The sequence below is a fragment of the Ferruginibacter sp. SUN106 genome, assembly GCF_050611765.1.
GTDB lineage: Bacteria > Bacteroidota > Bacteroidia > Chitinophagales > Chitinophagaceae > Ferruginibacter.
The window spans coordinates 153,053-177,642 of the sequence record NZ_JBODJC010000001.1; the positions used below are offsets into that span (position 1 = coordinate 153,053).

Here is a 24,590-nt window from a genome sequence, read left to right on the forward strand (position 1 = left end):
TTACTTTTGCCGCTCTTACGGCAGTACAGGTATGAGTAATAAAAAAGCAATTATTATAGGCAGTGGAGTAGCAGGTTTGGCAACAGCCATTCGCTTAGCTGTGCAGGGTTTTGCAGTAACTGTGTATGAAAAAAATAATTATCCCGGTGGAAAATTATCTGCTTTTGAAAAGGGTGGTTTTCGTTTTGATGCCGGGCCCTCTTTATTTACCCAGCCCAAAAACATAGAAGCTTTATTTGAACTGGCGGGTGAGCCGGTTGAAAATTATTTCAACTATAAGCCGGTAGATATAGCCTGTAAATATTTTTATGCCAATGGAAAAATAGTAGAAGCATTTACCGATGCCGAAAAGTTTGGAAAAGAACTGGAAGAAAAATTAGGCGAATCTGCAACCACAATAAAAAAATATTTAGCAAGATCTGAGAATAACTATAATAATATTGGTACTATATTTTTAAATCATTCCCTGCACAAAAGAAAGACATGGTTTAATAAAAGAATTTTTAAAGCATTGGGTGCAACGAAGTATAGTTATCTTTTTAAAACACTACATCGATACAATACAGCAAAATTTAAATCTGCCGAAGCGGTACAGTTATTCAATCGCTATGCAACTTACAATGGCAGCAATCCTTATAAGGCCCCCGGAATGCTGAGTTTGATACCACACCTGGAATATAACGAAGGCATTTTTTATCCAAGAGGAGGAATGGTGAGTATCACTGATGCTTTATTTGCATTAGCCTTAAAAAAAGGCGTGCAATTTCATTTTAATGCACCGGTGCAAAAAATTATTCATCACGAAAGAAGAGTAAGAGGTGTTGTGGTGAACGATGAAAATGTACTATCGGATATTGTGGTGAGCAATATGGATGTATACTTTACTTACCGTCAATTAATAAATAACATTAATAAAGCCAAAGATGTTTTAAAGCAGGAAAGAAGCAGCAGTGCATTGGTTTTTTACTGGGGTATTAAAAAAGGATTTGAACAATTGCAATTGCATAATATTTTCTTCAGCGAAAATTATAAAGCAGAGTTTGATTGTTTGTTTAAAACAAAAACTTTGTACCATGATCCTACGGTGTATATCAACATCACTTCTAAAATGGAAACCGGCCATGCTCCGGCCGGAAAAGAAAACTGGTTTGTGATGATCAATGCTCCGGCAAATGTGGGGCAGGACTGGGAAGTAATTAAACAGGAAGCCCGGAAAAAAATAATTGATAAACTTAACCGCATTTTAGAGACTGATATTGAAGCATTGATTGAAGCAGAAGAAATACTGGACCCCGGAGGTATCCAGGAAAAGACGGCCTCTTATATGGGTTCATTATACGGCACCAGTTCCAATTCAAAACTGGCGGCCTTTTTAAGGCATCCAAATTTTACCGGCGCTGTAAAAGGTTTATTTTTCTGCGGCGGAAGTGTACATCCCGGGGGTGGCATACCTTTATGTTTAAAGAGCGCTCAAATTGTGAGTGACCTGGTTAAAACTGAAAAACGTGCCCATTAAATTTTCTAAATATCAAATTGCAACAGCTATAGCTGTTTTGTTTCATGCCATTGGTTTTGCGGGTATTGTTTTTTTTAAGGATAGTTTCATCCTGCAATCAACACCCATCAATCTTTTACTGATGTTTGGTTTATTGGCCTGGACGCAAGCAGAAAAAAATACATCCTTCTGGATTTTTGTGCTTATAACAGCCGCAATTGGTATTGCAGTAGAAGTGATTGGTGTAAACACAAAATTATTATTCGGCGATTATATTTATGGTAGCGTACTTGGCCCTAAAATTAAAAACGTGCCATTAATTATTGGCATTAACTGGGTAATCATTATTTATTGTTGTGGCGTTAGTGTACATACGCTGCTGGTAAAAGCTATTGATAAGGTATCTACAGAAACCGCTACACCACCCATGGCATTAAAAGCCGTATCAGTGATTGTAGATGGCGCCACACTCGCCGTTTTTTTCGATTGGTTGATGGAACCTGTTGCGGTGCAGTTAGGTTATTGGAAATGGGCGGATGAAATTCCTTTTTATAATTATCTCTGCTGGTTTATTGTGGCTATGGCCTTACTGGCTGTTTTCCATTTCCTGAAATTCAATAAGCAAAACAAATTCGCAGTACATTTGTTAATGATACAGGTAATGTTTTTTTTACTGTTAAGAACATTTTTAAATAACTGATGAACTGGTTCCTTTTTATACTCATTACTTTATTTACCTTCCTGGTAATGGAAGGTATCACCTGGCTAACACATCGTTTTGTAATGCATGGTTTTTTATGGTATTTACACGAAGATCATCATAAACCCACAGGGCATAAATTAGAAAAGAACGACGCTTTCTTTTTAATATTCGCTATTCCAAGCTGGCTTTCTATAATGCTGGGATTACAAAATAAAGTGTACTGGGTAGCTGCAATTGGCTTTGGTATTGCTTTATACGGATTGGCGTATTTTATTGTACATGAGGTGATCATTCACCAGCGTTTTAAATGGTTTACCAGGAGTAATAATACTTATATTAAAACTATCCGCTGGGCACATAAAATGCACCACAAACATTTAGATAAACACGAAGGAGAAAGTTTTGGTATGTTGATGGTGGCAAAAAAATATTGGGAAAAAGTGAAGACGGATAAAAGTATACAGGCGGAAGGGAAGAAGGTATAAAAAGTAAATAAAGTATAAAGGGTAACATATTCACTCACTATTCACCATTGACGATTCACGCCTCACGACCTCTACAAATTTCTCATACATATCCCGCCAGCCTGCAAACTCTTTTGCGGTACCTAAAAAATTATTATGCCAGATGGTAATTAAAGTGCCGTTCACTTCTTTACATGCTTTGTAATACTGCAGTAATTCTTCGTAAGCCTGTTGTGCAGAAAAATGTTGCTCGTAATGAGCATTGGCATCCATAAAGCAAAAAGGATGAATACGCAGATCAGTGTATTGTTCATGCTGCAGATCATACCAATAAAATGAGGAAGCTACAGAAGCCCTGAAACCATTGATGCTGCCATATCCCATACTATGATCATCTGTTATGCCAGCTTCAATTAGTTTTTGATAGCCTTCCGGTAAGTTGAAACGGATATAATGTTGCCTGCTTTGGGTCGGGGCGCTGTTAGCGACCTGGACCATTGCTCCCAATTGCTCAATTTCTTTTTTAAGCAATTTAAAATCATCACCGCTTTGCCAGCTCGGATGAATGCCAACAGTATATTTTTTTGCATGGTACTTCACCAACCGCCACATCACATCCTGGTTGGGTAAAATATTTTTATCATACCCGCTGTTTTTTTCAGCTACTAAAAAAAAGTAAATAGCAGCCAGTTTATTTTTCTGGTGTAATTCATTTAACCAGCTGAAAGAATCAAAGGGATCTTTTTGCAACCCCAGCAAAACTTTAATTCTTTCTACCGATGGCGATTTTAAAAAGCCCCCGATATTTCTTACAAAACCTTTATGTTTATAGCTGAATGCAATATCAATATCATAAGTAGGTTTAAAACGGAAGATGGAGTATTGTGCTTTGTATTGATATTCCGGTGCAGGAAATTTTTTCTTAATTACTGTAATAAGATCTTTTGCCCAGATATTGATCAATGGCAAATGCAAAAACCCTTCCTTAAAAGCCAGGGAATTTTCATGCGCATAGCGGCCATACATGTCTTTGGTGTGTGGTAAATATTCTTCGTAGCGGGTGAGTAAATAAAATGTAGCCGCAAAAATATCGAATGAAAAATCTCCGGCTATAGTTTTGTAAAATGCTTTATAGCCATTGGTTTCAAAACAAATAAGGGGTTGTTCTTTTATGCCGTTCTCAAATAATAATTCACAATTGGGTATGCGGAATTCGTTTTCTTTAATCGGGGTTGAAGAATAATTGATACCAACACCTGCATGATTTTTAAATTCTTCCGAATCAATAGTGATGTTGCAATCAAGCCCCAGTAATTCTTTAAAAATAAAAGCCACACTGTATTGCAGCCTGGATGATGATATAGGAGCGTAAATTAAAATCATGTGGGCACAAATTAGAAAACTTGGCTCACACAAAAGGGAATATTCAAAAAATATTTTACCTACCGGATATAATGCTGGATGCCAAATCCAAAATTTGCCGATGCCGTAGCATTGAAATCAGCATTTAAATTTCCACTTACAGTTAAATAGCCGCCAGCGGTAACAAATACCCGGGTATTGTAATTCACAAAATAATTACCCGAAAAAGTAAGCCAGGAACTGTTCGTCAGGTCTTCATTGGAAATAGCCCATACCACTACATTGTTAAGCCGCGTACTGATATTGGTTCTTGTATTAGGGTAATAACTCCATTCTAAATAACCATACAGGCTGCTGACCAAATTATCGCCGAAGAATTCGTCTTTTATATTATTGTAACTGTTTTTTTCCTTACTGTAGATATAAGATGTCATTAATGTAAGGGCTTTATTAAACTGTCTTTTAATACTGATAGCTTTTGCTTTTTCAATGCCGATGCTTAGCGTAGGGATTATAAATTTTGACGATAATTTCGAAGTGCTGTCAACTGGCGTTAAATCAAAGACAGTTTTTCTGTTATTGATACCTACAGTAGGTGTAAACGTAATAAATTTTTCAAGCCCATGCTTTCTTTGTTCATTAAAAGCATAAAACCAATTATCGCTAACGGTAGTAAAGTAATCAATGCTTTTTTCTTTTACTAATCGCCTGGCATTTAAAAACGAATCAATTTGTTTTAATTCAAAAATATGTTTGCGCCTGAAATCAAATAAACGGGTATTGTTTAACCTGGTGATGGTTTTGGCTAGCCCGTTAATATCATCATTACTGAAATTACCCGAAAGCAAATTATTTTTCTTCAGGTCATTGAGAATATTAAATGCCATTTGTGCATCTGTAACATTCTCTATTCTTCCTTTTCCAACACCAATAGCATAACCGACTGAAAGAAAATCTACATTATCTTTTAAAGTATAATTATTGGTGCTGCTGTATATCGATTGTCTTAATTCAGAAGAATAACCGGTAAGAAAATATTTGTTGCCCTTATATCTTTTTTGAGTTACAGCCTGCGTAATGGCATAGTTAAAATTAGAGTTGCGTTGTACACCGGTTGCCAGGTTGGTCTTATCGTAACTATAACCAACAGATACACCATAAGAATAATAGGCCAGTACATCATCAGTACTTACAATTCTTGTGGCTTCTAATTTTGGATTAAGAAAAAAACTCAACGGATTATTATTATTGCCTCCGGTAATATTGCCATTGGCATTGCCCGATAATAATACAGCACGGTAATTGGGGGTACGAAATTTAAATTGCTGTAAAAAGGCTCCGGAATCTTTTTGTGCAAAAGCAATAGTGGTGCAAAATAAAAACAGCAGCAGGGTAAAAATTCTCATAGACTAAGTTTTCTCAAATATGCGACTTATATATTAAAGAAAACGTTAAATACTATTTGCCTTTCATACGTTCTTTCCACATTTCATTAAAAGTTTTAGGGCTGAAGTTAAGTTCGCTGCGATGTTCTTTCCAGCCTTTAAATAAACCATTCACTACTTTGTTTTTTAAATTACCATTGCCCATATTCATCAGCCCTCTTTTTAGTGAAGCGATCTTCCACATCTTCCACGCCATCTTTTCACTGAACGTTACCAGCCCTTCATCCACACTTTCTTTTCGGTTTTCTAAAAGCAGTTCGTGCAAATTTATTTTTACTGCACACACTTCGGTACAATTACCACAAAGTGATGATGCATAACTAAGGTGTTTAAAATCTTCCATGCCCTGCAGATGCGGTGTTATTACACTACCGATAGGGCCGCTGTAGGTAGCACCATATGCATGGCCGCCAATATTTTTATAAATAGGACAAGCGTTTAAACAGGCACCGCAACGGATACAATATAAACTTTCTCTTTGCTTAGGATTTTTAATGATGTTGGTGCGGCCATTGTCTAACAATATCACATACATTTCTTCGGGGCCGTCAGTTTCATTTTCCTGTTTGGGGCCGGTAACAATGGTGTTGTACACAGTAACTTTTTGTCCCGTACCAAAAGTAGAAAGCAGGGGCCAGAACAAAGCCAGGTCGGTAACAGAAGGGATCATTTTTTCGATACCCACAATTACGATATGTGTTTTAGGAAAAGCACAACTCAATCTTGCATTCCCTTCATTTTCTGTAACGGCAATGCCACCAATATCGCTGATGATAAAATTAGCACCGGTAACACCCACTTCGGCCTGTACATATTTTTCCCGTAAAATTTCTCTTGCTTTTAATGTCAGTTGTTGTGGTGTGAAATTGATTGGCGTACCTAATTTCTGGTTGAATAGTTTGGCCACATCTTCTTTACTCTTATGCATGGCCGGTGTTACAATATGGTAAGGTGGCTCGCCATCTAATTGCTGAATGTATTCTCCCAGGTCGGTCTCCACACTTTCAATACCATGCTCTTCCATCGCTTTATTCAAATGAATTTCTTCGGTAACCATGCTCTTGCTTTTTACCAAAGTCTTGCAATTTTTTTCTTTGCAGATCTTTACCACTTCATCAATGGCCTGTTGTGCATTTTCGGCCCATATCACTTTGCCGCCACGTTTGGTAAAATTCAGCTCAAACTCTTCCAGTTGCTGATCCAGTGTTTCAATGGCTTTCCATTTAATATTTTTAGCCCTTTCCCTCACCAGGTGTACATCGGCAAATTGTTGTTTGCCTTCCGGTACCTTGCTGTTGTATTTACCAATATTAAAATTGATCTTGCGGCGATGTTCCAGATCGGCCGCTTTGATGGCGCTTTTGGCTATAAATGTTGTTGAATTTTCTGACATTGTATTTTTTTTTGACCACAGCTGCTGAAATTCTATCTGGCTGCATTGGCGACGCTCCGTTCAACAGCGGTAATGGCTATCATCTTTTATCGCCGCAAAGATATTTATTAAAATACAAAGCGAACAGTTTAAAATATTTACTTGCAAACATCAGTTTAAAGTACTTTATAATAAAAATACATCGGGTAGTAATAGGTAAGGGGATTCAGGGCACCGTTGTTTACCGAAACAACTGATTTTACAGGATAATTTTTTGTGTTGTAAGTTATGTTAAACTGTTTATCATCTACAGTTAAGGTGCTACCGCCAAACTGTTGGGATGTTTGATAAGATGTTATCCATAGGTTTGGTGACGGAACAAAAATTTCATCATTTTCATAGTATCCGTAAGGCGGGAGCGAAGGGAAAATATTCAACTTAGCAACAGGATTTAATTTGTCATTATAAGTAAAAGCAGCGGTTTCATGTACATAATTCAATCTGGTAAAAATCAGATTGCCATTAGCATCAATTTTGGTGGTATCCAGGGAGGTAAAAACTTGCATTGTGTTAGAAATGGCATCAAAAGAATGTGTGACCTTGTTAATAATAATTTTATCTGAATTATAGGTATAATCCAATGTTGAATAGCTCCGGGTGTTATAAATTATATGGCCGGTATCTTTTATACCGCTTATAGAATCCCGGATCAATTTATTCTGTGAATTATAATTATGAAAGGTCTCCGAACTGAAATAATGGTAAATAGTTTTATAAGGCAAAACAGCATTGCCTGAATAGTAAAAACTATAGCTGGTATCTATCGGGAATCCCTGCTCCAGGTTACGAACAGTAGTAACCCTTTTAAGATTATCATAATCAAAATAAGTTACTGATGAATCTTTACTAAGAGAGTCGATTTCAACGATCTTAGATAAAAAGAAACTGTCGGTAGCTGTACCAGAGCCGCCGCTGCCGCCTGTACCGGAATTGCTATTCTCGATAGATAATTCTTTTTTACAACTTAATAATGTAATTAATACCAGGGTACCAATGGCCAAATATGTTTTCATAAAGTGATTTTTACAAAGATATTTATTTAACCTTAATCAATACACCTGTTTGATAATTACTGATTGTATAACTATCCACAAAAGGTGTTTCTTCAGTTCCCTTACCGCTTTGTTTTTTATCAGCCAGTTTAATGCTGAAAAATTCTACCAGCATTTTTCCATTCTCTACTTTATAATTATCAACAATAGTATTCCCTTGTACAGTGAAAGCACCGTGGATGGCATTGCCGTGTACATAACTGTCTAAAATAATGCCATCATTCTCATCAATAACCCAATGCCCTGTAGCAGTGTCAACGGGTTTTAATATATAAGGCCGGTTATCTTTTGCATCATCACCATAAATTATTTGCCAGGTAAACTGATCAGCAGTATCTGCAGGTTGAATACGCAACTGCATAGTAAAAATTTGCGTAGGTTTTCCATTTACCATCCATTGCAGTTTTCCTTTCCAGTTGCCGATGAAGGATTGCGGAAAACTGTTTTTATTTTGTGCCGCAACAAAATGCGTTGCAAAAATTACCAGTACAAACAGCAATACTTTTTTCATTACTTACAATGTATTTTCTATTATATTTTATGGCCGCAAATATAAAGTATTGCAGGCAGCCATTGCAATACCCGCAATTACAAGAGGTTGCTAAAAACAAGCTGCAGGCTAACTATTACAAAAGCGGATCAATATAACTTAACTTTGTACCAAGCTGTATTGTATGAGTTTTTTACAGATCATAAGTTATACCGGTATTTTTATTTTTGCCATTACAGGTGCTTTAAAAGCCCGTGCCTATAAGATGGATATTTTTGGTGGTATTGTACTGGCATTTGTAACTGCATATGGCGGTGGTACTTTAAGGGATATATTAATTGGCGTAAAACCTGTTAACTGGGTTAATGATAATCTTGCTTTGATATTGGTACTTTCGGGTACTGCCTTTACCTTTTTTCTTAAAGAAAACCTGCGCAACTTTAATAAATTTATCTTTTTTACTGATGCTATCGGGTTGGGCCTTTTCACGGCAACCGGTATTAAGGTAGGTTTACTCAATGGGTTAAATGAAACCTACGCCCTGATAATGGGTGTTATTACAGCCACTTTTGGCGGATTGATCGCTGACATACTTTGCAATGCTGTACCTAATTTATTAAAAAAAGGGGAACTGTATGCAACAGCCTGCGCTGTTGGCGGTGTGAGTTATCTTTTACTCAACAAGTTTCTTTTAACAAAAGACCTCAATCTTTTTTTATGCGTTGTAATTGTTGTTGCACTCAGAATTTATTCTAAAAGAAAAAGGCTGATGCTGCCGGAAATATAAAGCCGGTAAAGATTAAATTACTCCCAACTCTTTTCCCACTTTTGTAAATGCTGCAATTGCTTTATCCAAATGCTGTTGTTCATGTGCTGCGCTTAATTGTACCCGTATCCTCGCCTGCCCTTTTGCAACAACGGGAAAGAAAAACCCTATCACATAAATACCTTCACTTAACAGTTTAGCAGCAAAATTTTGTGCCACTACGGCATCGTATAACATGATGGGTACAATAGGATGATCGCCGGGCTTAATATCAAAACCGGCTGCTGTCATCTTCTCCCTGAAATACCTGGTATTGAATTCTAATTTATCTCTCAATTCAGTGGTTTCGCTCAGCATATCCAATACGGCAATGCTGGCACCCACAATACTTGGCGCCACCGTATTACTGAACAAATAAGGGCGGCTGCGCTGGCGCAATAGTTCAACAATTTCTTTTTTGCCCGAAGTAAAACCACCACTTGCCCCGCCTAAAGCTTTACCTAATGTACCGGTGATAATATCTATTCGTCCCATTACGCCACGGTATTCATGGGTGCCCCGGCCGGTCTTGCCTAAAAAGCCCGAGGAGTGGCATTCGTCAATCATCACAATAGCATCGTATTTATCTGCCAGGTCGCATATTTTATCCAGTTGTGCAATAGTACCATCCATGCTAAAGCTGCCATCAGTAACAATAATGCGGCTGCGTAAATGAGCGCTTTCTTTCAGTTTTGCCTCCAGGTCTTCCATATTATTATGCTCGTAGCGGTAGCGTTGTGCTTTGCACAAACGTACGCCATCAATAATGCTGGCATGGTTCAATGCATCGCTGATGATAGCATCCTGTTCGCCAAACAAAGGTTCAAATACACCGCCATTGGCATCAAAGGCTGCAGCATATAAAATGGTATCTTCTGTACCTAAAAAATCGGCCAGTTTTTTTTCCAGTTCTTTATGGATATCCTGTGTACCGCAGATGAAACGTACACTGCTCATGCCATAACCCCTCAGATCGATATATTTTTTTGCAGCGGCCAATACTTTTGGATGGCTGCTGAGCCCCAGGTAGTTATTGGCACAAAAGTTCAATACGGTAGTGCCGCCAACAATAATTTCGGCGCCCTGTTCGCTGGCAATAATGCGTTCTTTTTTAGATAAGCCGGCGGCTTCAATTTCGGTGAGTTCGGCTGCAATGCGGTCAACAAATTTCTGATTCATAAGCGTAGTTTAGTAGGGCAAAAGTAAGGCAAATGGAACACGGATGGCACCGACCGGAAGGATTTTCACAGCTTCAACCTGTTACTGATTACCAACACTTCATCAACTTTATTTACTTTTTATACTTTTTTCCACTTTTCCTGTAACTTTTTATACAGACCTTCGTATTATACAAAACCAACCCACTAACACCTACATGACGGAGAGAGAATATAATGAATGTGTAAACCTGTATGCAGACAATGTGTACCGCTTCATCCTCAAGAACCTGAGGCATGAAGAGGATGCCCGTGATGTGGTACAGGGTGCGTTTGAAAAGATGTGGGTGAACAGGGAAACGGTGGATAATGAAAGGAGCAAAAGCTTCCTTTTTACTGTGGCTTATAACCAGATGATCGACCACATCAGAAAGAATAAAAGGATTAGTTTAAGGGAGGAGTTTAAGGAGAACGACAGGGGAACAGTGGCACCAAAGCATGATACCAAACGCATTTTAAACGAGGCTTTAAGCAAACTGAGCGAATTGCAACGCAGCCTGGTAATGCTTAAAGATTATGAAGGGTACAGTTACGAAGAGATTGGGCAGATCACCAGTTTAAATGAAAGCCAGGTGAAGGTTTACCTGCACAGGGCAAGGTTATTATTAAGAGAGTATATTGTAAAAGTAGAAAACGTTATTTAGTTAATAGTTTATAGTTGATGGTTCATAGAAAAGCCATCAGCCATGAACCATCAACCATCAACCATGAACTTAAACAGGCATAATTACGAAGAGTTTTTTTTACTGTATGTAGATAATGAATTATCTGCTGCAGACAGGAAAGCCGTGGAATTATTTGTGCAGGAAAATACAGACCTGGAAGCAGAACTGGATATGCTGCAGCAAACTGTATTTAATGCAGATGATGTGGTGTTTGATAATAAAGCCAGCTTACTGAAAGAAGAAATTACTGCACTGCAGGAAAATTTGTTATTGTATATAGATAATGAATTGAGCCCTGCAGATAAATTGAGCACTGAAAAATTATTGCGTGCTGATATTGCTGCAGGCAAAGAGCTAAGCCTGTTACAGCAAACTAAATTAGAAGCAGATACTGCTATTGTTTTTGCCGATAAAAAATCGTTATACAAAAAAGAAGGTGGCAGAGTGGTGGCATTGCCATGGCGCAGGATAGCTGCTGCTGCAATTTTACTGGGCTTTGGTACCTGGGCTGCTGTTACATTTATTAAAACCGATAAAACGCAGGGAAGCGAAACTGCAGGACTGGGACAAACAAAGACTAACGCACCAAAACAAACTGACAATACTATCACAGCAGCTACGCCAGCATTACCGCAACAACAAAATACTGTTGACGCAAACCCTGTTACAGCAAATGCCGATGAAAAAGTAAAACAGGCAGCGCAAAAAAATAATCAGCAGTTAAATAGTAGTACACAGCAAAGGGTAGACGAAAAACAAAATGATAATATTGTAGTTGCTAAAGAAGAAATTAAAAAACCAAGCAATAATTTATCTAAACCCGTTTATAATAATTTTAACAACCCTAAGAGTAACGAAATCATAACTGCAGACGTAACACTTAAGAACACAGCAACTGAAATAAAGTCCGGAATTAAAACGCCAGTTGTTGATGTAAACAAAAATGATGTTGAAGTAAATGGTTACGCATTAAATGCTAACTACACCGAAGACAATGCAGGCAACAACCTTTCTCCCAATGATAACAAAGGGAAGAAAACAAAACTCGGCGGTTTCTTCCGCAAAGTAAAAAGGTTGGTAGAACGCAATACCGAAGACGAGTCAGGCAACGGTATTAAAGTTGCCGGTTTCGACATCGCCATTAAATAATTTTTTAAAAATCGGAAACATGAAACAGCTAATTACATTTTTAGCACTGGCAATCATTTGCACCAGCGCAACAGCACAAGACAGTACAAAAAAATCAAAATCGGATACGATCCGTATCGGCGGCATCATCATTGTAAAAAATGGTAAAAAAGATAATCCCGGTAAAGAAAATAAAGACTTTAATATTACTATGGGCCGCCATGATAATGCCAAAAAGAAAAACGCAAACGTAAGTACCAACTGGTGGATAGTGGACCTTGGTTTTGCCAACTACACCGATAATACAAATTACACCACTGCTAATACCGATGGCTATTTGAAAAACAGGCCAGGTTACCCTACTTTAGATAAAAATGATTTTAAATTACGCTCGGGTAAAAGTGTGAATGTGAATGTGTGGTTCTTTATGCAACGTTTAAACCTGGTAAAGCACTATGTTAATTTAAAATATGGTGTAGGACTGGAGTTAAATAATTACCGTTACAAATCTTCTTTAAGTTATAAAGAAGGTGGTACGATTCCTTATTCAGTTGGATTGGGAGCTAATACCAACGCACCATTTATTTTCAGGGATTCTATTTCTTTTTCTAAGAATAAACTGGCAGCTGATTATTTAACTGTGCCTTTAATGCTGAATTTTACCAGCAACCCTGGAAGTCATAAAAAAGGGATCAGCTTGAGTGCAGGTGTTAGCGCAGGTTACTTATACAGCCAGCGTAACAAACAAAGAAGCAGCGAACGTGGTAAAGACCGCAATAAAGGTGATTATGATCTGAGCCAGTTTAAATTCAGTTATGTGGCTGAATTGGGTTTAGGCAGAATACGCTTTTATGGTTCTTACAGCCCGCAATCATTTTACGACCACAGCCTGGATATGAAACCTTACAACGTAGGTATCCGTTTCAGTAACTGGTAAACTGCTCTCTCACTCATACCCAAGCCTGTTACACCCGGGTGTATACAGGCGAGGGATTGGGTTTTACAATACAATCCCCGATACGTCGGGGATTTTTTATTACAGGCAGTACAACCATTAATTAGTCATTTACATCTATTATGCTGGTTTAAATGATTTCTAAACAATTTAAAATTAAAAAATGGCATACAGTATTATCGACATTGAAGGCATCGGGCCGGTTTTTGAAGCAAAATTAAAAGCAGCAGGTGTAAATACTACTAACGACCTGCTTGCGCAAGGCGGTACCAAAGCAGGGCGTAAAGAACTTGCAGAAAATACGGGCATTGATGAAGTAAAAATTTTAACCTGGGTAAACCATAGCGACCTGCACCGTATTGATGGTATTGCAGGGCAGATATCCGAACTGATGGAAGCTGCCGGAGTGGATACCATAAAAGAACTGGCAACCCGCAATGCGGCTAACCTTGCCGCAAAAATGCAGGAAGTAAACGATATTAAAAATTTAAGTGGCCGTGTGCCATCTGCAGAGCAATTGCAAAAAATGATTGACCAGGCCAAAACACTGGAGCAAAAAGTTTTTCACTGATTTGTTTTTGTTTTTAATTTCAATGGCTACCGTAGTTTTACCGACACCTGTAAATACTGCGGTAGTATTGTTTTATAGCCATATTACTTCTTCTTCAATATCCTGAAAGCGCAGGTATTTTTCTGGTTAGTTTTTCCGATATCTTTTATCCCTTTAAATTATTTCCCTTCTTTAATTTACATTTGTAAAACAGGGCCTCAAGGCAATCAACAACACATACAACCGACAACCAGAAAAACTTATGCTTTTTAATTCATTGGGTTTTGCCTTATTCCTGCCCATCATTTTTTTTCTTTACTGGTTTGCTACAAATGGAAAATTAAAGCTGCAGAATATGTTGCTGCTGGTGGCCAGCTATTTTTTTTATGCCTGCTGGGATTACCGCTTTTTATTCCTGCTCATCTTTTCAACTTTCCTGGATTATTTTACCGGTATAAAAATGCATGAATCCCCAAATCAGAAAATGAAAAAATTCTGGTTCTGGCTAAGTATTGGTGTTAACCTGGGCTTTTTAGGAGTATTTAAATATTTCAATTTCTTTGCTTCTTCTCTTGCAGATACACTTTCACTTGTCGGGATAAAAACAAATTTTTGGTCATTGCAGGTGATTTTGCCAGTTGGTATTTCATTCTATACTTTTCACGGGCTTTCTTACGTAATTGATATTTACCATAATAAAATAAAACCTGAAAAGAATTTTATTGATTATTCACTCTTTGTTAGTTTTTTCCCGTTACTGGTAGCCGGGCCAATAGAAAGAGCCACACATCTTTTACCACAAATAAAAAAAGAAAGGCATTTTGATGTTGCAAGAGCAGTAGATGGTTTAAGGCAGATTTTATGGGGTCTTTTTAAAAAGATCGTTATTGCAGATAATTGTGCAGAATACGCCAATACCATTTTTAATCATTCCGGAGACCATACCGGCAGCACATTGGTGTTAGGTGCTGTATTTTTTGCATTCCAGATCTATGGCGATTTTTCGGGTTACTCTGATATTGCCTTAGGTGCAGCAAGGCTATTAGGCATAGACCTGCTTCGTAATTTTGCTTTTCCTTATTTTTCAAGAGATATTGCGGAGTTCTGGAGGCGCTGGCATATTTCATTATCCTCCTGGTTCAGAGATTATTTATACATTCCATTAGGGGGCAGCAAAGGGGGCACCTGGTCTAAAGTACGCAATACATTTATTATATTTTTAGTGAGTGGATTCTGGCATGGTGCCAACTGGACATTTATTGTGTGGGGCTTATTGAATGCGATCTTTATTATGCCTTCAATAATATTCAGCACCAACCGCAGTAATCTTGATATTGTGGCAAGAGGGAAATATTTTCCTACTATAAAAGAATTTCTTTCGATTGTGCTTACTTTTTCTTTAACAGTATTTGCATGGATATTCTTCAGGGCTAAAAGTTTAGATGCAGCAATGAGTTATATTGGTGGTATATTTTCCCGGTCGGTATTCAGTGTGCCCAATTTTAAAGCATTGGTAGGTTCCCAAAACCATCCTTATATTTTAATGCTGTTTTTATTTTTGTTTATTGTAATTGAATGGTTGGGCAGAGAGCATCAATATGCATTAGCCGCTTTAGGATTAAAATGGCCTAAACCAGTGCGATGGTTTTTTTATTATTGTATTGCCATGCTGATTTTTTTATTTGCCGGTAAAGAACAACAATTTATTTATTTTCAGTTTTAAATTATGAAACAATTCCTGTTTAACGTTGGTTTATTCACACTGCTTGTATTTGCAGGGATGCTTTTTGTTTTTTTTATTGCAGATGGTAAATCAGATGCCTATTACCTGCGTTTTACCACGGCTCCACAACATTCATTGATCATTGGCACATCAAGAGCTGCACAGGGTTTGCAACCAGCTGTATTTGATTCGGTGTTGTATAAAAACAGTAACGAACATTTTTTTAATTACTCCTTTACTATCACCGACTCTCCTTTTGGTTATGCGTATTTTGAAAGCATCACAAAAAAACTTGACCCTGGTACAAAGAATGGCATTTTTGTAATTACAGTTGATCCATGGAGCTTGTCTGCCTCAACAGAAGACCCTAATGATTCTTTACATTTCAGGGAGAATAAAAGTTTTGTAGGCAAAACAAAATATGTTAATCTTAATCCCAACATTCCTTACCTGGTGGAATCATACGGCGAACCTTATATAAACATTATCAGAAAATGGAAGAGTACTACCGACCTGCTGTTACATAAGGATGGCTGGCTACAGGTTGATGTTCCGATGGATAGCACAGCAGTGGCGCAGCGCCTGGAAAATAAGATAGCTGATTACCGGAAAAACTTTTTACCGGTATATAAATTTTCGCCGGTGCGGCTGAATTATTTAGAGAAGACCATTAGTTTTTTGCAAAGCCATGGTAAAGTTTACCTGGTGCGTTTACCTATTAACCAAAGGATGTTTGACCTGGAAGATGAACTGATGCCTGACTTTGATGAAAAGGTAAAAACGATATCAGATAAAACCAATGTGCCTTACCTGAACTTTAAAAAAATGAACAATACTTACCAGTACGTTGATGGTAATCATTTATACCAGTCCTCTGGCAAAGCAGTGTCTGCAGTAATAGCCAATTGGATAGCGGATACTAAATAACGTTGTGATAACATGGTATGCACAATATTTTCTTGTTTTTAGTAAAGAGGTTTGCCTGCACTAATAGCAACAGCTTAGTATAAATGCGTAGCTGATGGTTTATTACGAAGTAAAATTCCTGTTATAAACATTGGGATTTCAGTTTTTGCTGTACAATTTGATTGTCAGTAAATTACAGGGGCACACTAAAAATATTTTTCCACATTGCTTATGAATTGTTAATGTTATTCACATGTTTAAAATATTTTTACATGGCACGGCGTTTGAGTAATAGAAACACAAATTGATTCAGGTATGAAACAACTTCGGTTTAATCATTTTATGGTATTGTTTTCATTGTTGGCATTGGTGTCTTTTACAACCGATAAAGGCAAAAAGAAAAAGACTCCTTCAAAAACAGCTAAGCTTACCCCAAAACCTAAACCAACAGCCTCAGACTCTACTTCAAATCCCTACTATATAATTATTGATAAAAGCGATTACGAACTGAAAGTGTACGACGATGAAGGTTGGTACGCTACTTATCCCATTGTATTTGGCAGCAAAGACCTGAGTGATAAAATGAAGGAAGGCGACAAGCGTACACCTGATGGAAAATTTAAGGTGGTCCTTAAAAAGATACATCCCAAATGGGGCCCCGAACTTTTACTGGATTACCCCAATGAAGTAAGCTATCAAAGATTTAATCAAAGAAAGGCCAGCGGTGCTATTCCTAAAAATGCAAAAATTGGTGATGGTATTGCCATACACGCCACCAGGCCTGATGAAGAATGGACGGTAGATAATTTTTACAACTGGACTGATGGTTGTGTATCTGTAAAATACACCGAAATGAAGGACCTCTTCAGTTATATCCCTGTAGGTACACCGGTTACCATTCAGCAATAACACCTTATTTATAATACAGCCTGGTAATACCGGCAGCATTTATTTTATAAACGCCGATGCCATTATAGTTCCAGGAATAATCTTCTCTTATATTTACCCCGTTGAGTAAATATTTTACAACTACTTTATCGCCTGCCACTGCTATGCTAAGTTCAGTAAATGAATTTTGTACTGTAGCGGTATAAGGAGCGCTGTAGCAATTATCGGCTTCCCCCATCAATGTTGTGTCTGCAGCAAACCATTTTGCAATAAGTTTTTTTTGTTTGTCGGAACATTGCCAGCCCAGGCCCAATGCTTTTGTAAACTTACAAGACATATTAGTATACGAATCGTTAGGGTTATCATTTTCCCACCAGCAATCGGACCCTGACTGCGTACTGTAATAAGCTAAAATAGCCCTTACAGGTTCTTTGCAGTTTTTAAGATACATTTCATTCAGTACCATATCTCCTTTTTTGTTAAAAGAAATAATGCTGGCTTTATCAGCACTGGTATTATTTTCTATAACAGCAATGGCCTGGTACATTGTGGTATTATACGCCATCTCTACCATCTCAAAAAATTTTGATGTAGGGAAGTCATCTCTTTTTTTACTCCAGTTGCCACTGACGTGAAATTGGTCCTTCATATAACCATTGAAATAACCGGTGGTATCTTTTCCATTGTACTCTGCAATTTCAAACTGGTCTTTTATTAATGTACCGGTGATATTGATCTTTTGTTTTTTAGAATCATAAGCATACCAGCCCGATACTTTGTTTTTGTGTACAATAAATACCATAGAGAAAGGATATTTTTCAGCGATCAGCCCTTTAAAAGAAACAGAATCAGTAAAATTACTTTTACCCGCTATTGCTTTAAAAGCAAAGGCAGGTATTAATAACAACAACACTATACTTATTTGTCTTTTCATATGCTGTATTTAAATAAACAACAAACTTCCATCTCCATAACTTAAAAAGCGAAAATCATTTTCTAAAGCGTAATCGTAAATTGTTCTCCAGTTATTACCTACAGCTGCAGATACTAATAATAACAAGGTGGATTGTGGCTGATGAAAATTAGTAATGATGGCTTTGGCAATTTTAAATTGATATCCTGGGGCAATCAATATTTGTGTTTGTGTAAATAATTTAGTCAGTTTATTTTTTTTCAACCAGGCGATCAAAGCTTCAAGTGCTTTTGCAGCAGGAATGGTTTCTTGTAATGCTAACTCATCATATACTTCCCACTGGGTAATATTTAATTGCGGCAATAATGGATCAAGTGCTGCTTTTACACCTAACCAATACAGGCTTTCCAATGTTCTTAAAGATGTAGTACCAACTGCAATGATATTGTTATCAATATTACGGATACAATTTTCAATGCATTCAATACTCACATCAATCCATTCCGCATGCATTTCGTGCCCCTGCATGGTAGCGGCTTTTACAGGCTTAAACGTACCTGCACCTACATGAAGTGTTACAAAATTTTTACTGATATTCTTTGCCGCTAATTTTTCAAAAACAGTTGGTGTAAAATGTAAACCTGCCGTTGGCGCAGCAACAGAACCATCATGTGCGGCATAAATAGTCTGGTAGCGTGCTTTGTCATCTTCATCCACTTTCCTTTTTATATAAGGCGGTAAGGGAATATTACCGGTATGCTCCAGGATTTCTGCAAAGGGAACATTACCATTCCAGTTTAATGCCACTACATAGGCATCAGGTAGTTTTTCTTTTAACTGAGCACTTAATGTGTAATTTTCTGTTGTTAATTCCAACGCACCGTCTTTCCATTTTGAAGCGCCCCCAATTAAACATTTCCATTCACAGGATTTTGTTGCTGTTAATGTGGATGTATAATCTGCATGATAAGGTTCCAGCAAAAATATTTCTATTACCCCGCCGGTTGGTTTGGTAAATAATATCCTGGCATTAATAACTTTAGTATTATTAAAAACCAGTAAACTGTTTCCCGGGAGATACTCATCAATATTGCTGTAAGTGTCTTCACTTATGAAACCATCTTTATAAATTAATAATCTCGAAGCATCTCTTTCTTCAAGCGGGTGCAATGCAATTTTTTCATCGGGCAGATGATACGTAAAATCAAGTATGGAAATTTCTTTCGGATGCATGGAGGAGAAAGAAGTATGTAAAGTAAAAAGGTATATAAAGTAAAAAGGTATGTAAAGTAAAAGATTATTTTAAAAATTCTTCAACCGCTGATACCCATTTTTCATTTTCTTTTTTACAAAGACTTTCATGTGCGCTGCTGTCATACACTACTAATTTTTTTTCGGTGTAAATATTGCTGTAAATATCATCGATCTCTTTCCTGGAAACCCTTGGGTCGTTAGCGCCCCATTGCAGTAATACGGGGCAGGTGATTTTTTTTGCAAACTCTACAGGCTTCATATTAAAAGCCCAGAAGCCATGCTCGGTGCCGCCCCAAAAAGTAATTAATCTTGCCAATGGTTCCGCAGGCAGGCCCATCATTTTTATTCGTCCTTCTGCAGCTTCTACAATTGAGCCGAAAGGCATTTCTAAAATAATTTTATTGGGTTGTAACTGGTAATCGTTGATGGCTTTGGTAATGGTGGCCGCACCCATGGAGATACCCCATAACACAATATTCTTTTCGCCTTTACTTTTTACAAAATCATATACCAGTTTTACATCTTCGCTTTCGTAATAGCCAATGGTGCAGGTATTGCCCTCGCTGCTGCCATGCGCCCTGAAGTCTAACTGAAAAGTATTGTAACCCAGTTTTCTGAATGCCTCGGCTTCGGCATTGGTGCCGCTTTTTTTGCCTCCATGGCCGTGAAATAAACATACTGTTCCTTTGGCAACAGCCGCTGCGCTGTACCAGCCTTCTAATTTTAAATGGTCAGCCGTGGTTAAAATAACTTTTTCATTACCGGAATCTGCAGCTGCATTTTGTTGTTTAAAAGCATTGATGCCCAATAAAATTGCGGCGGCTTTGTTTTGTGGTGCGGCTTCGGCAGCATCATAAAAATGGGTGAATTTATAAGCGTGAAAAGCCGTGATGATATTTACCAGGATAAATAACACTAAAACCGTACGCAAAAAATACTTCAGGAATTTCTTCATATCAATGGTGCTAAAAATTTTTCAAATGTAAAGGTAATAATGTTGCGAACGGTATAAATTTAAGAGGGAGAATCAGTATTTTAGCCGCTCATTTTAACTTTTAAAAATAATCTTGTATGCGATTTTTTAAACAGCTGAGTTTTGTACTGTTGCTGGCAATTACGGTTAGCAGTTTTGCCCAGACCGGCAAATACGAGTGGAAAGAAGCCACTTCGGGAGGGTTCACTTACAAATATGTAACCAACGATCCGGCAAAAGCCAGGTTCTACACTTTAAAAAACGGGTTGACGGTAATTTTAAGCCCTACCAATAAAGATCCACGAATTCAATGCTATGTGGCTACAAAAGCAGGTAGTAAAACTGACCCTGCTGATCATACCGGGCTGGCGCATTACCTGGAACATATGTTGTTTAAAGGAACGGATAAATTTGGTTCTTTAGACTGGGCCAAAGAAAAACCAGAGCTGGATAAGATAGATGCCTTATATGAAGAATACAATCACACAACAGATGTTGAAAAACGTAAAGCTATTTATCACCGTATTGATTCTGTATCAGGGGTGGCATCAAAATTTGCGATTGCCAATGAGTACGACAAGATGATGAGCTCAATGGGAGCACAGGGCACCAACGCTTTTACTTCTTTTGAACAAACAGTATATACCGATGATGTACCTGCTAATGCCATTGATAAGTACCTGAAAGTACAGGGTGAAAGATTCAGGAACCCGGTACTGAGGATTTTTCATACCGAACTGGAAGCCGTGTATGAAGAAAAAAACCGTGGATTAGATAATGATGGCAGAAAAGTGCAGGAAAAATTATTTGCCGAATTATTTAAGAATCATAATTATGGTAAACAAACTACCATTGGTACTATTGAGCATTTAAAAAATCCATCTTTAACAGAGATCAGGAAATATTTCAACACCTGGTATGTACCCAATAACATGGGTGTTATTTTAAGTGGTGATTTTAATTGCGATGAAATGATTAAGAAAGTGGATGCTACATTTTCTTATATGCAAAACAAACCAGTTACAAAATATAGTTTTAGTGCAGAAGAACCAATTACTTCACCAGTTGGAGCAGAAGTTATCGGGCCTGATGCAGAAAGTGTAACTATTGGTTTCAGGCTGCCGGGTAATAAAGATAAAGATGTGTTACTTGCAGATTTAGTAGGGCAGATTCTTACTAATGGCAAAGCAGGCTTAATGGATCTTAACCTGGTGAAAAAACAAAAATTATTAAGGGCATCAGCTTCAGCTTTTACACTGATAGATTATGGTATTTTATTTATGCAGGGTAATCCAACACAAGGCCAGTCATTGGAAGATGTAAAAGCTTTAATGCTGGGCGAAATAGAAAATTTAAAGAAAGGCAACTTTGATGATAATCTTATTACAGCCATCATCAACAACCAAAAGAAAAATAAAATACAGGGTACTGAAACATATGGCTCCAGGGCAAACGACCTGATGGATGCTTTTACATCTGAATTAGATTGGAAAGACCAGGTAGCTTATACCGATCAGTTGTCTAAATTAACCAAGAAGGATATTGTGGCTTTTGCCAATAAATATTTCCAGGATAATTATGTTTTTATTTATAAACGCAAAGGAGAAGATAAGAGTATTGTAAAGGTAGAAAAGCCACCCATTACTCCCGTAGAAACTAACCGTGATGCACAATCAGATTTTGTAACTAAGGTAAATAATATGCCTGCCAGTGTGGTAAAACCAGTCTGGCTTGATTATAATAAAGACGTACAAAAAGCAAAAATCGGCCCGGCTGAAGTATTGTATGTACAGAACAAAGACAACAGTATTTTCCGCTTACGCTACCGGTTTGATATGGGTACCTGGAATAATAAAAAATTAAGCCTGGCTGCACAATACCTGCAATTTTTAGGTACAGATAAAATGAGTGCTGAAGAAATTACCAAATCATTTTACCAGATTGCCTGCAGCTTTACCATCAGTGCCGGTACAGAATTTACAACAGTAACTATTGAAGGGTTACAGGACAATTTTACTAAAGCAGTAAGTTTATTTGAAGATGTACTGAAGAATTGTAAAGGTGATGAAGCGGCATTGAAATCTTTAAAAGCAAGATTAACCAAATCTAGAACTGATGCTAAAGCCAACAAAGCAGCTATTATGGGTGGTTTGGTTTCTTATGCAAGATTCGGCAATAAAAATCCTTTCAACTATACATTAAGCAATGATGAATTGCAAAATGCTACTGCCGATGAGTTAGTAAATGCATTACATAGCTTAAACAGTTACAGCCATAAAATTTTATATTATGGCCCTCAGCCGCTGGCACAATTAACTGCAGCTTTAAAAACAGTACATGCAATACCTGCTGCATTTAAAATGGCAGATAAAAAAATGGAGTTCCCTGCAATAACACAAACTAAGAATGAAGTACTATTTGCAGATTACAATATGGTGCAGAGCGAAATACGCTGGGTAAGGAATACAGCGCCGTACAGTGCCGATAAAGAACCGGTGATTGATATCTTTAATAATTATTTTGGCGGTGGAATGGGTGCATTGGTATTTCAAACGATAAGAGAAAGTAAAGCTTTGGCTTATTCTACTTTTGCTTTTTATGCAAAGCCTGATAAAAAAGAAGATCCGTTTTATACTTTAGCTTATGTAGGTTGCCAGGCAGATAAATTTAACGAATCCATTGTAGCGATGAATGAATTGCTGAATGATTTACCGAATGTAGAGGCTAATGTTAAATTTGCCCGTGCCGGTATTAAAAAAGATATCGAAACAGAACGTATTACACAAGACGGTATCATTTTCAATTATCTTACTGCACAGCAAAAAGGATTGAACAGCGATATCCGTAAAACAACTTATACTGCGGTAGATAAGATCAGTTATCCTGAACTGAAAAAATTCCACAGTGAATATATCGCTAACAAACCTTACACGTATTGCGTGGTGGCTTCTGATAAAAAAGTTACAGAAGATACTATGAAGAAATATGGCGAATTGAAAAGGTTGAGTTTGGAAGAGATTTTCGGGTACTAATATTTTAATTTTATTTTTTTTAAGAGCTCCGTTACGGGGCTCTTTTTTTATTCTTTCATTTTATTTTTTATTATCAAAGGAATCGCCTTTTTATTCACCACAATTGCAGCAGTCTTTATGGCAAAATAATTTTCATCCATCAGCATATAACCATCCAGCGCATTATTGGTTCCCCAGGAATTTTTTAGGTAATACCATTTGTGGCCTTTTTCATCTTTTGTTACACCAACAATGTGCATCAGGTGATCCATATAACTGCTGCTGTCTGCAAATGCGGCTTGCCTGCTGAGTACTTTGTTGCTGAAGGTATCTGGTAAAAATGCAATCCCTTTGGTAAAATCAAATGCATCATCAGTAACATCACCATTCCATAAAACGGTGTAGCCGTTCTGTAAGGCATTGTCGGTAATGGCAACAAAATCAGCAAAAGGCACATTCATGTATTTATCAAAAGAGTAATTGTATTTGTTTTCAAAAACAGCTCCCTGGTAATAAGGATGATGGGTGAACGACATGATCTCCATATAATCATCCGGGTTTATTTTCAAAAAATCAGCCGCATAGGTTTTGGGTGTATACAGCTTACCCTGTACAGAAAATGATGCAGGTATTTTGCCAAGGTATTTATCAAAAAGAGCATTGATGTATTTCCAGTCTGCTGCAGAGGGTGTTTTCTTTTTACTTTTTACCAGGCCTTCCACAAATTTTGTAATGGCAGTATCCAGCAAAATATGATTGTGATTTTTTTCTTTCAATGGCTTTCCGGTATACACTTCTTCAGGCACCATACCATAATTTTTTATCACCCATTGTATGTTATGAAATTGTCCGCCGGGAGTTAAGTAATTCAATCCGTTTTTCTCCAGGTGTAATTTTATTTTTTGTAACCATGCAAAACGGGCCGTATACATTTCGCTGATATCAATATTGTTTTTTCCGTTCTTTAATAATTCGCTTTCAAAAAAAGAATTGCCGCCAAAGCTCCAGCAGGTAGATGAAAGGTATTGATCTTTGATACCGGTACAAGGCAGGTTGCTGGTAAATGTAAGTGTATGATTAGCGGTGCTAATGGATTGCGCTGTTATACCAATTGCATTAGAAAGTAATACTGTAATTAATAATAAGCGATGCATCATAA

General features: G+C 37.4%; 22 protein-coding genes. 12 read left to right on the plus strand and 10 right to left on the minus strand.

From position 1 onward, the window contains the following. Positions 1-31: 31 nt before the first annotated feature. From crtD to ACQ334_RS00585, 3 genes are read left to right on the plus strand one after another with little or no spacing between them, the layout of a single operon-like run. Positions 32-1,516 carry a 1-hydroxycarotenoid 3,4-desaturase CrtD gene (crtD, locus tag ACQ334_RS00575; protein ID WP_430986202.1) on the plus strand — a complete coding sequence of 495 codons (1,485 nt, stop codon included), beginning with the start codon at positions 32-34 and terminating at the stop codon, positions 1,514-1,516. Then, positions 1,506-2,195 carry a carotenoid biosynthesis protein gene (locus ACQ334_RS00580; RefSeq protein ID WP_430986203.1) on the plus strand — a complete coding sequence of 230 codons (690 nt, stop codon included), beginning with the start codon at positions 1,506-1,508 and terminating at the stop codon, positions 2,193-2,195. The genes crtD and ACQ334_RS00580 overlap by 11 nt, the downstream gene beginning before the upstream one ends. Next, entirely contained in the window at positions 2,195-2,683 is a 489-nt protein-coding gene (locus tag ACQ334_RS00585; RefSeq protein WP_430986204.1) for a beta-carotene hydroxylase, read from the plus strand. The genes ACQ334_RS00580 and ACQ334_RS00585 overlap by 1 nt, the downstream gene beginning before the upstream one ends. Positions 2,684-2,713: 30 nt before the next feature. Here ACQ334_RS00585 and ACQ334_RS00590 read toward each other — a convergent pair whose 3' ends face one another. The 5 genes from ACQ334_RS00590 to ACQ334_RS00610 all read right to left on the minus strand — a co-directional run bounded on the left by ACQ334_RS00590 (position 2,714) and on the right by ACQ334_RS00610 (position 8,464). After that, positions 2,714-4,045 carry a polysaccharide deacetylase family protein gene (locus tag ACQ334_RS00590; protein ID WP_430986205.1) on the minus strand — a complete coding sequence of 444 codons (1,332 nt, stop codon included), beginning with the start codon at positions 4,043-4,045 and terminating at the stop codon, positions 2,714-2,716. A 59-nt stretch (positions 4,046-4,104) separates the two neighbouring features. Then, positions 4,105-5,430 carry a hypothetical protein gene (locus tag ACQ334_RS00595; RefSeq protein WP_430986206.1) on the minus strand — a complete coding sequence of 442 codons (1,326 nt, stop codon included), beginning with the start codon at positions 5,428-5,430 and terminating at the stop codon, positions 4,105-4,107. 52 nt (positions 5,431-5,482) lie between these two features. Further along, positions 5,483-6,862 (minus strand): LutB/LldF family L-lactate oxidation iron-sulfur protein, encoded by a 1,380-nt coding sequence (locus tag ACQ334_RS00600; RefSeq protein WP_430986207.1) that lies wholly within the window; start codon positions 6,860-6,862, stop codon positions 5,483-5,485. Positions 6,863-7,017: 155 nt separating this feature from the next. Further along, the gene (locus tag ACQ334_RS00605; protein ID WP_430986208.1) at positions 7,018-7,914 is read right to left on the minus strand and encodes a hypothetical protein; all 897 of its coding nucleotides are present in this window, start codon (positions 7,912-7,914) and stop codon (positions 7,018-7,020) included. Between the two features lie 22 nt (positions 7,915-7,936). Continuing rightward, positions 7,937-8,464: a hypothetical protein gene (locus ACQ334_RS00610; protein WP_430986209.1), complete on the minus strand. Its 528-nt coding sequence runs from the start codon at positions 8,462-8,464 to the stop codon at positions 7,937-7,939. A gap of 163 nt (positions 8,465-8,627) precedes the next feature. On the opposite strand from ACQ334_RS00610, the gene ACQ334_RS00615 reads away from it, so the two are divergent. After that, positions 8,628-9,230 (plus strand): trimeric intracellular cation channel family protein, encoded by a 603-nt coding sequence (locus ACQ334_RS00615; protein WP_430986210.1) that lies wholly within the window; start codon positions 8,628-8,630, stop codon positions 9,228-9,230. 12 nt (positions 9,231-9,242) lie between these two features. Here the strand turns inward: ACQ334_RS00615 and kbl are convergent, their stop codons facing one another. Further along, positions 9,243-10,427, minus strand: a complete 1,185-nt coding sequence (gene kbl / locus ACQ334_RS00620; RefSeq protein ID WP_430986211.1) for a glycine C-acetyltransferase — start codon at positions 10,425-10,427, stop codon at positions 9,243-9,245. 196 nt (positions 10,428-10,623) lie between these two features. Between kbl and ACQ334_RS00625 the strand changes: the two genes are divergently transcribed. The 7 genes from ACQ334_RS00625 to ACQ334_RS00655 all read left to right on the plus strand — a co-directional run bounded on the left by ACQ334_RS00625 (position 10,624) and on the right by ACQ334_RS00655 (position 17,301). Further along, on the plus strand, positions 10,624-11,109 hold the full coding sequence (locus tag ACQ334_RS00625) for an RNA polymerase sigma factor (RefSeq protein ID WP_430986212.1): 486 nt from the start codon (positions 10,624-10,626) through the stop codon (positions 11,107-11,109). 42 nt (positions 11,110-11,151) lie between these two features. Continuing rightward, entirely contained in the window at positions 11,152-12,279 is a 1,128-nt protein-coding gene (locus ACQ334_RS00630; protein ID WP_430986213.1) for a hypothetical protein, read from the plus strand. A gap of 19 nt (positions 12,280-12,298) precedes the next feature. Next, positions 12,299-13,195 carry an outer membrane beta-barrel protein gene (locus ACQ334_RS00635; RefSeq protein WP_430986214.1) on the plus strand — a complete coding sequence of 299 codons (897 nt, stop codon included), beginning with the start codon at positions 12,299-12,301 and terminating at the stop codon, positions 13,193-13,195. Between the two features lie 181 nt (positions 13,196-13,376). Beyond that, a complete protein-coding gene (locus ACQ334_RS00640; protein ID WP_430986215.1) occupies positions 13,377-13,784 on the plus strand; it encodes a DUF4332 domain-containing protein in 408 nt (135 codons plus the stop codon). Between the two features lie 241 nt (positions 13,785-14,025). After that, positions 14,026-15,486 carry an MBOAT family O-acyltransferase gene (locus ACQ334_RS00645; protein ID WP_430986216.1) on the plus strand — a complete coding sequence of 487 codons (1,461 nt, stop codon included), beginning with the start codon at positions 14,026-14,028 and terminating at the stop codon, positions 15,484-15,486. Between the two features lie 3 nt (positions 15,487-15,489). Further along, the gene (locus ACQ334_RS00650) at positions 15,490-16,413 is read left to right on the plus strand and encodes a hypothetical protein (RefSeq protein ID WP_430986217.1); all 924 of its coding nucleotides are present in this window, start codon (positions 15,490-15,492) and stop codon (positions 16,411-16,413) included. Between the two features lie 294 nt (positions 16,414-16,707). Then, positions 16,708-17,301: a L,D-transpeptidase family protein gene (locus tag ACQ334_RS00655; RefSeq protein WP_430986218.1), complete on the plus strand. Its 594-nt coding sequence runs from the start codon at positions 16,708-16,710 to the stop codon at positions 17,299-17,301. Between the two features lie 4 nt (positions 17,302-17,305). On the opposite strand, the gene ACQ334_RS00660 is transcribed toward ACQ334_RS00655, so the two are convergent. The 3 genes from ACQ334_RS00660 to ACQ334_RS00670 all read right to left on the minus strand — a co-directional run bounded on the left by ACQ334_RS00660 (position 17,306) and on the right by ACQ334_RS00670 (position 20,402). Next, entirely contained in the window at positions 17,306-18,214 is a 909-nt protein-coding gene (locus tag ACQ334_RS00660; RefSeq protein WP_430986219.1) for a hypothetical protein, read from the minus strand. A 9-nt stretch (positions 18,215-18,223) separates the two neighbouring features. Further along, entirely contained in the window at positions 18,224-19,426 is a 1,203-nt protein-coding gene (locus ACQ334_RS00665) for an S-adenosylmethionine:tRNA ribosyltransferase-isomerase (protein ID WP_430986220.1), read from the minus strand. Between the two features lie 64 nt (positions 19,427-19,490). Then, positions 19,491-20,402: an alpha/beta hydrolase gene (locus ACQ334_RS00670; protein WP_430986221.1), complete on the minus strand. Its 912-nt coding sequence runs from the start codon at positions 20,400-20,402 to the stop codon at positions 19,491-19,493. A gap of 116 nt (positions 20,403-20,518) precedes the next feature. Between ACQ334_RS00670 and ACQ334_RS00675 the strand changes: the two genes are divergently transcribed. After that, positions 20,519-23,452 (plus strand): M16 family metallopeptidase, encoded by a 2,934-nt coding sequence (locus ACQ334_RS00675; protein ID WP_430986222.1) that lies wholly within the window; start codon positions 20,519-20,521, stop codon positions 23,450-23,452. Between the two features lie 47 nt (positions 23,453-23,499). Here ACQ334_RS00675 and ACQ334_RS00680 read toward each other — a convergent pair whose 3' ends face one another. After that, a complete protein-coding gene (locus ACQ334_RS00680) occupies positions 23,500-24,588 on the minus strand; it encodes a C1 family peptidase (RefSeq protein WP_430986223.1) in 1,089 nt (362 codons plus the stop codon). Between the last annotated feature and the right edge of the window lie 2 nt (positions 24,589-24,590).

Bases quoted from the DNA above. Each gene is read 5' to 3' on its own strand.
- crtD (WP_430986202.1), top strand. From the start codon at position 32: ATGAGTAATAAAAAAGCAATTATTATAGGCAGTGGAGTAGCAGGTTTG.
- ACQ334_RS00585 (WP_430986204.1), top strand. From the start codon at position 2,195: ATGAACTGGTTCCTTTTTATACTCATTACTTTATTTACCTTCCTGGTA.
- ACQ334_RS00590 (WP_430986205.1), bottom strand. From the start codon at position 4,045: ATGATTTTAATTTACGCTCCTATATCATCATCCAGGCTGCAATACAGT.
- ACQ334_RS00595 (WP_430986206.1), bottom strand. From the start codon at position 5,430: ATGAGAATTTTTACCCTGCTGCTGTTTTTATTTTGCACCACTATTGCT.
- ACQ334_RS00600 (WP_430986207.1), bottom strand. From the start codon at position 6,862: ATGTCAGAAAATTCAACAACATTTATAGCCAAAAGCGCCATCAAAGCG.
- ACQ334_RS00605 (WP_430986208.1), bottom strand. From the start codon at position 7,914: ATGAAAACATATTTGGCCATTGGTACCCTGGTATTAATTACATTATTA.
- ACQ334_RS00610 (WP_430986209.1), bottom strand. From the start codon at position 8,464: ATGAAAAAAGTATTGCTGTTTGTACTGGTAATTTTTGCAACGCATTTT.
- ACQ334_RS00615 (WP_430986210.1), top strand. From the start codon at position 8,628: ATGAGTTTTTTACAGATCATAAGTTATACCGGTATTTTTATTTTTGCC.
- kbl (WP_430986211.1), bottom strand. From the start codon at position 10,427: ATGAATCAGAAATTTGTTGACCGCATTGCAGCCGAACTCACCGAAATT.
- ACQ334_RS00625 (WP_430986212.1), top strand. From the start codon at position 10,624: ATGACGGAGAGAGAATATAATGAATGTGTAAACCTGTATGCAGACAAT.
- ACQ334_RS00630 (WP_430986213.1), top strand. From the start codon at position 11,152: ATGAACCATCAACCATCAACCATGAACTTAAACAGGCATAATTACGAA.
- ACQ334_RS00635 (WP_430986214.1), top strand. From the start codon at position 12,299: ATGAAACAGCTAATTACATTTTTAGCACTGGCAATCATTTGCACCAGC.
- ACQ334_RS00640 (WP_430986215.1), top strand. From the start codon at position 13,377: ATGGCATACAGTATTATCGACATTGAAGGCATCGGGCCGGTTTTTGAA.
- ACQ334_RS00645 (WP_430986216.1), top strand. From the start codon at position 14,026: ATGCTTTTTAATTCATTGGGTTTTGCCTTATTCCTGCCCATCATTTTT.
- ACQ334_RS00650 (WP_430986217.1), top strand. From the start codon at position 15,490: ATGAAACAATTCCTGTTTAACGTTGGTTTATTCACACTGCTTGTATTT.
- ACQ334_RS00655 (WP_430986218.1), top strand. From the start codon at position 16,708: ATGAAACAACTTCGGTTTAATCATTTTATGGTATTGTTTTCATTGTTG.
- ACQ334_RS00660 (WP_430986219.1), bottom strand. From the start codon at position 18,214: ATGAAAAGACAAATAAGTATAGTGTTGTTGTTATTAATACCTGCCTTT.
- ACQ334_RS00665 (WP_430986220.1), bottom strand. From the start codon at position 19,426: ATGCATCCGAAAGAAATTTCCATACTTGATTTTACGTATCATCTGCCC.
- ACQ334_RS00670 (WP_430986221.1), bottom strand. From the start codon at position 20,402: ATGAAGAAATTCCTGAAGTATTTTTTGCGTACGGTTTTAGTGTTATTT.
- ACQ334_RS00675 (WP_430986222.1), top strand. From the start codon at position 20,519: ATGCGATTTTTTAAACAGCTGAGTTTTGTACTGTTGCTGGCAATTACG.
- ACQ334_RS00680 (WP_430986223.1), bottom strand. From the start codon at position 24,588: ATGATGCATCGCTTATTATTAATTACAGTATTACTTTCTAATGCAATT.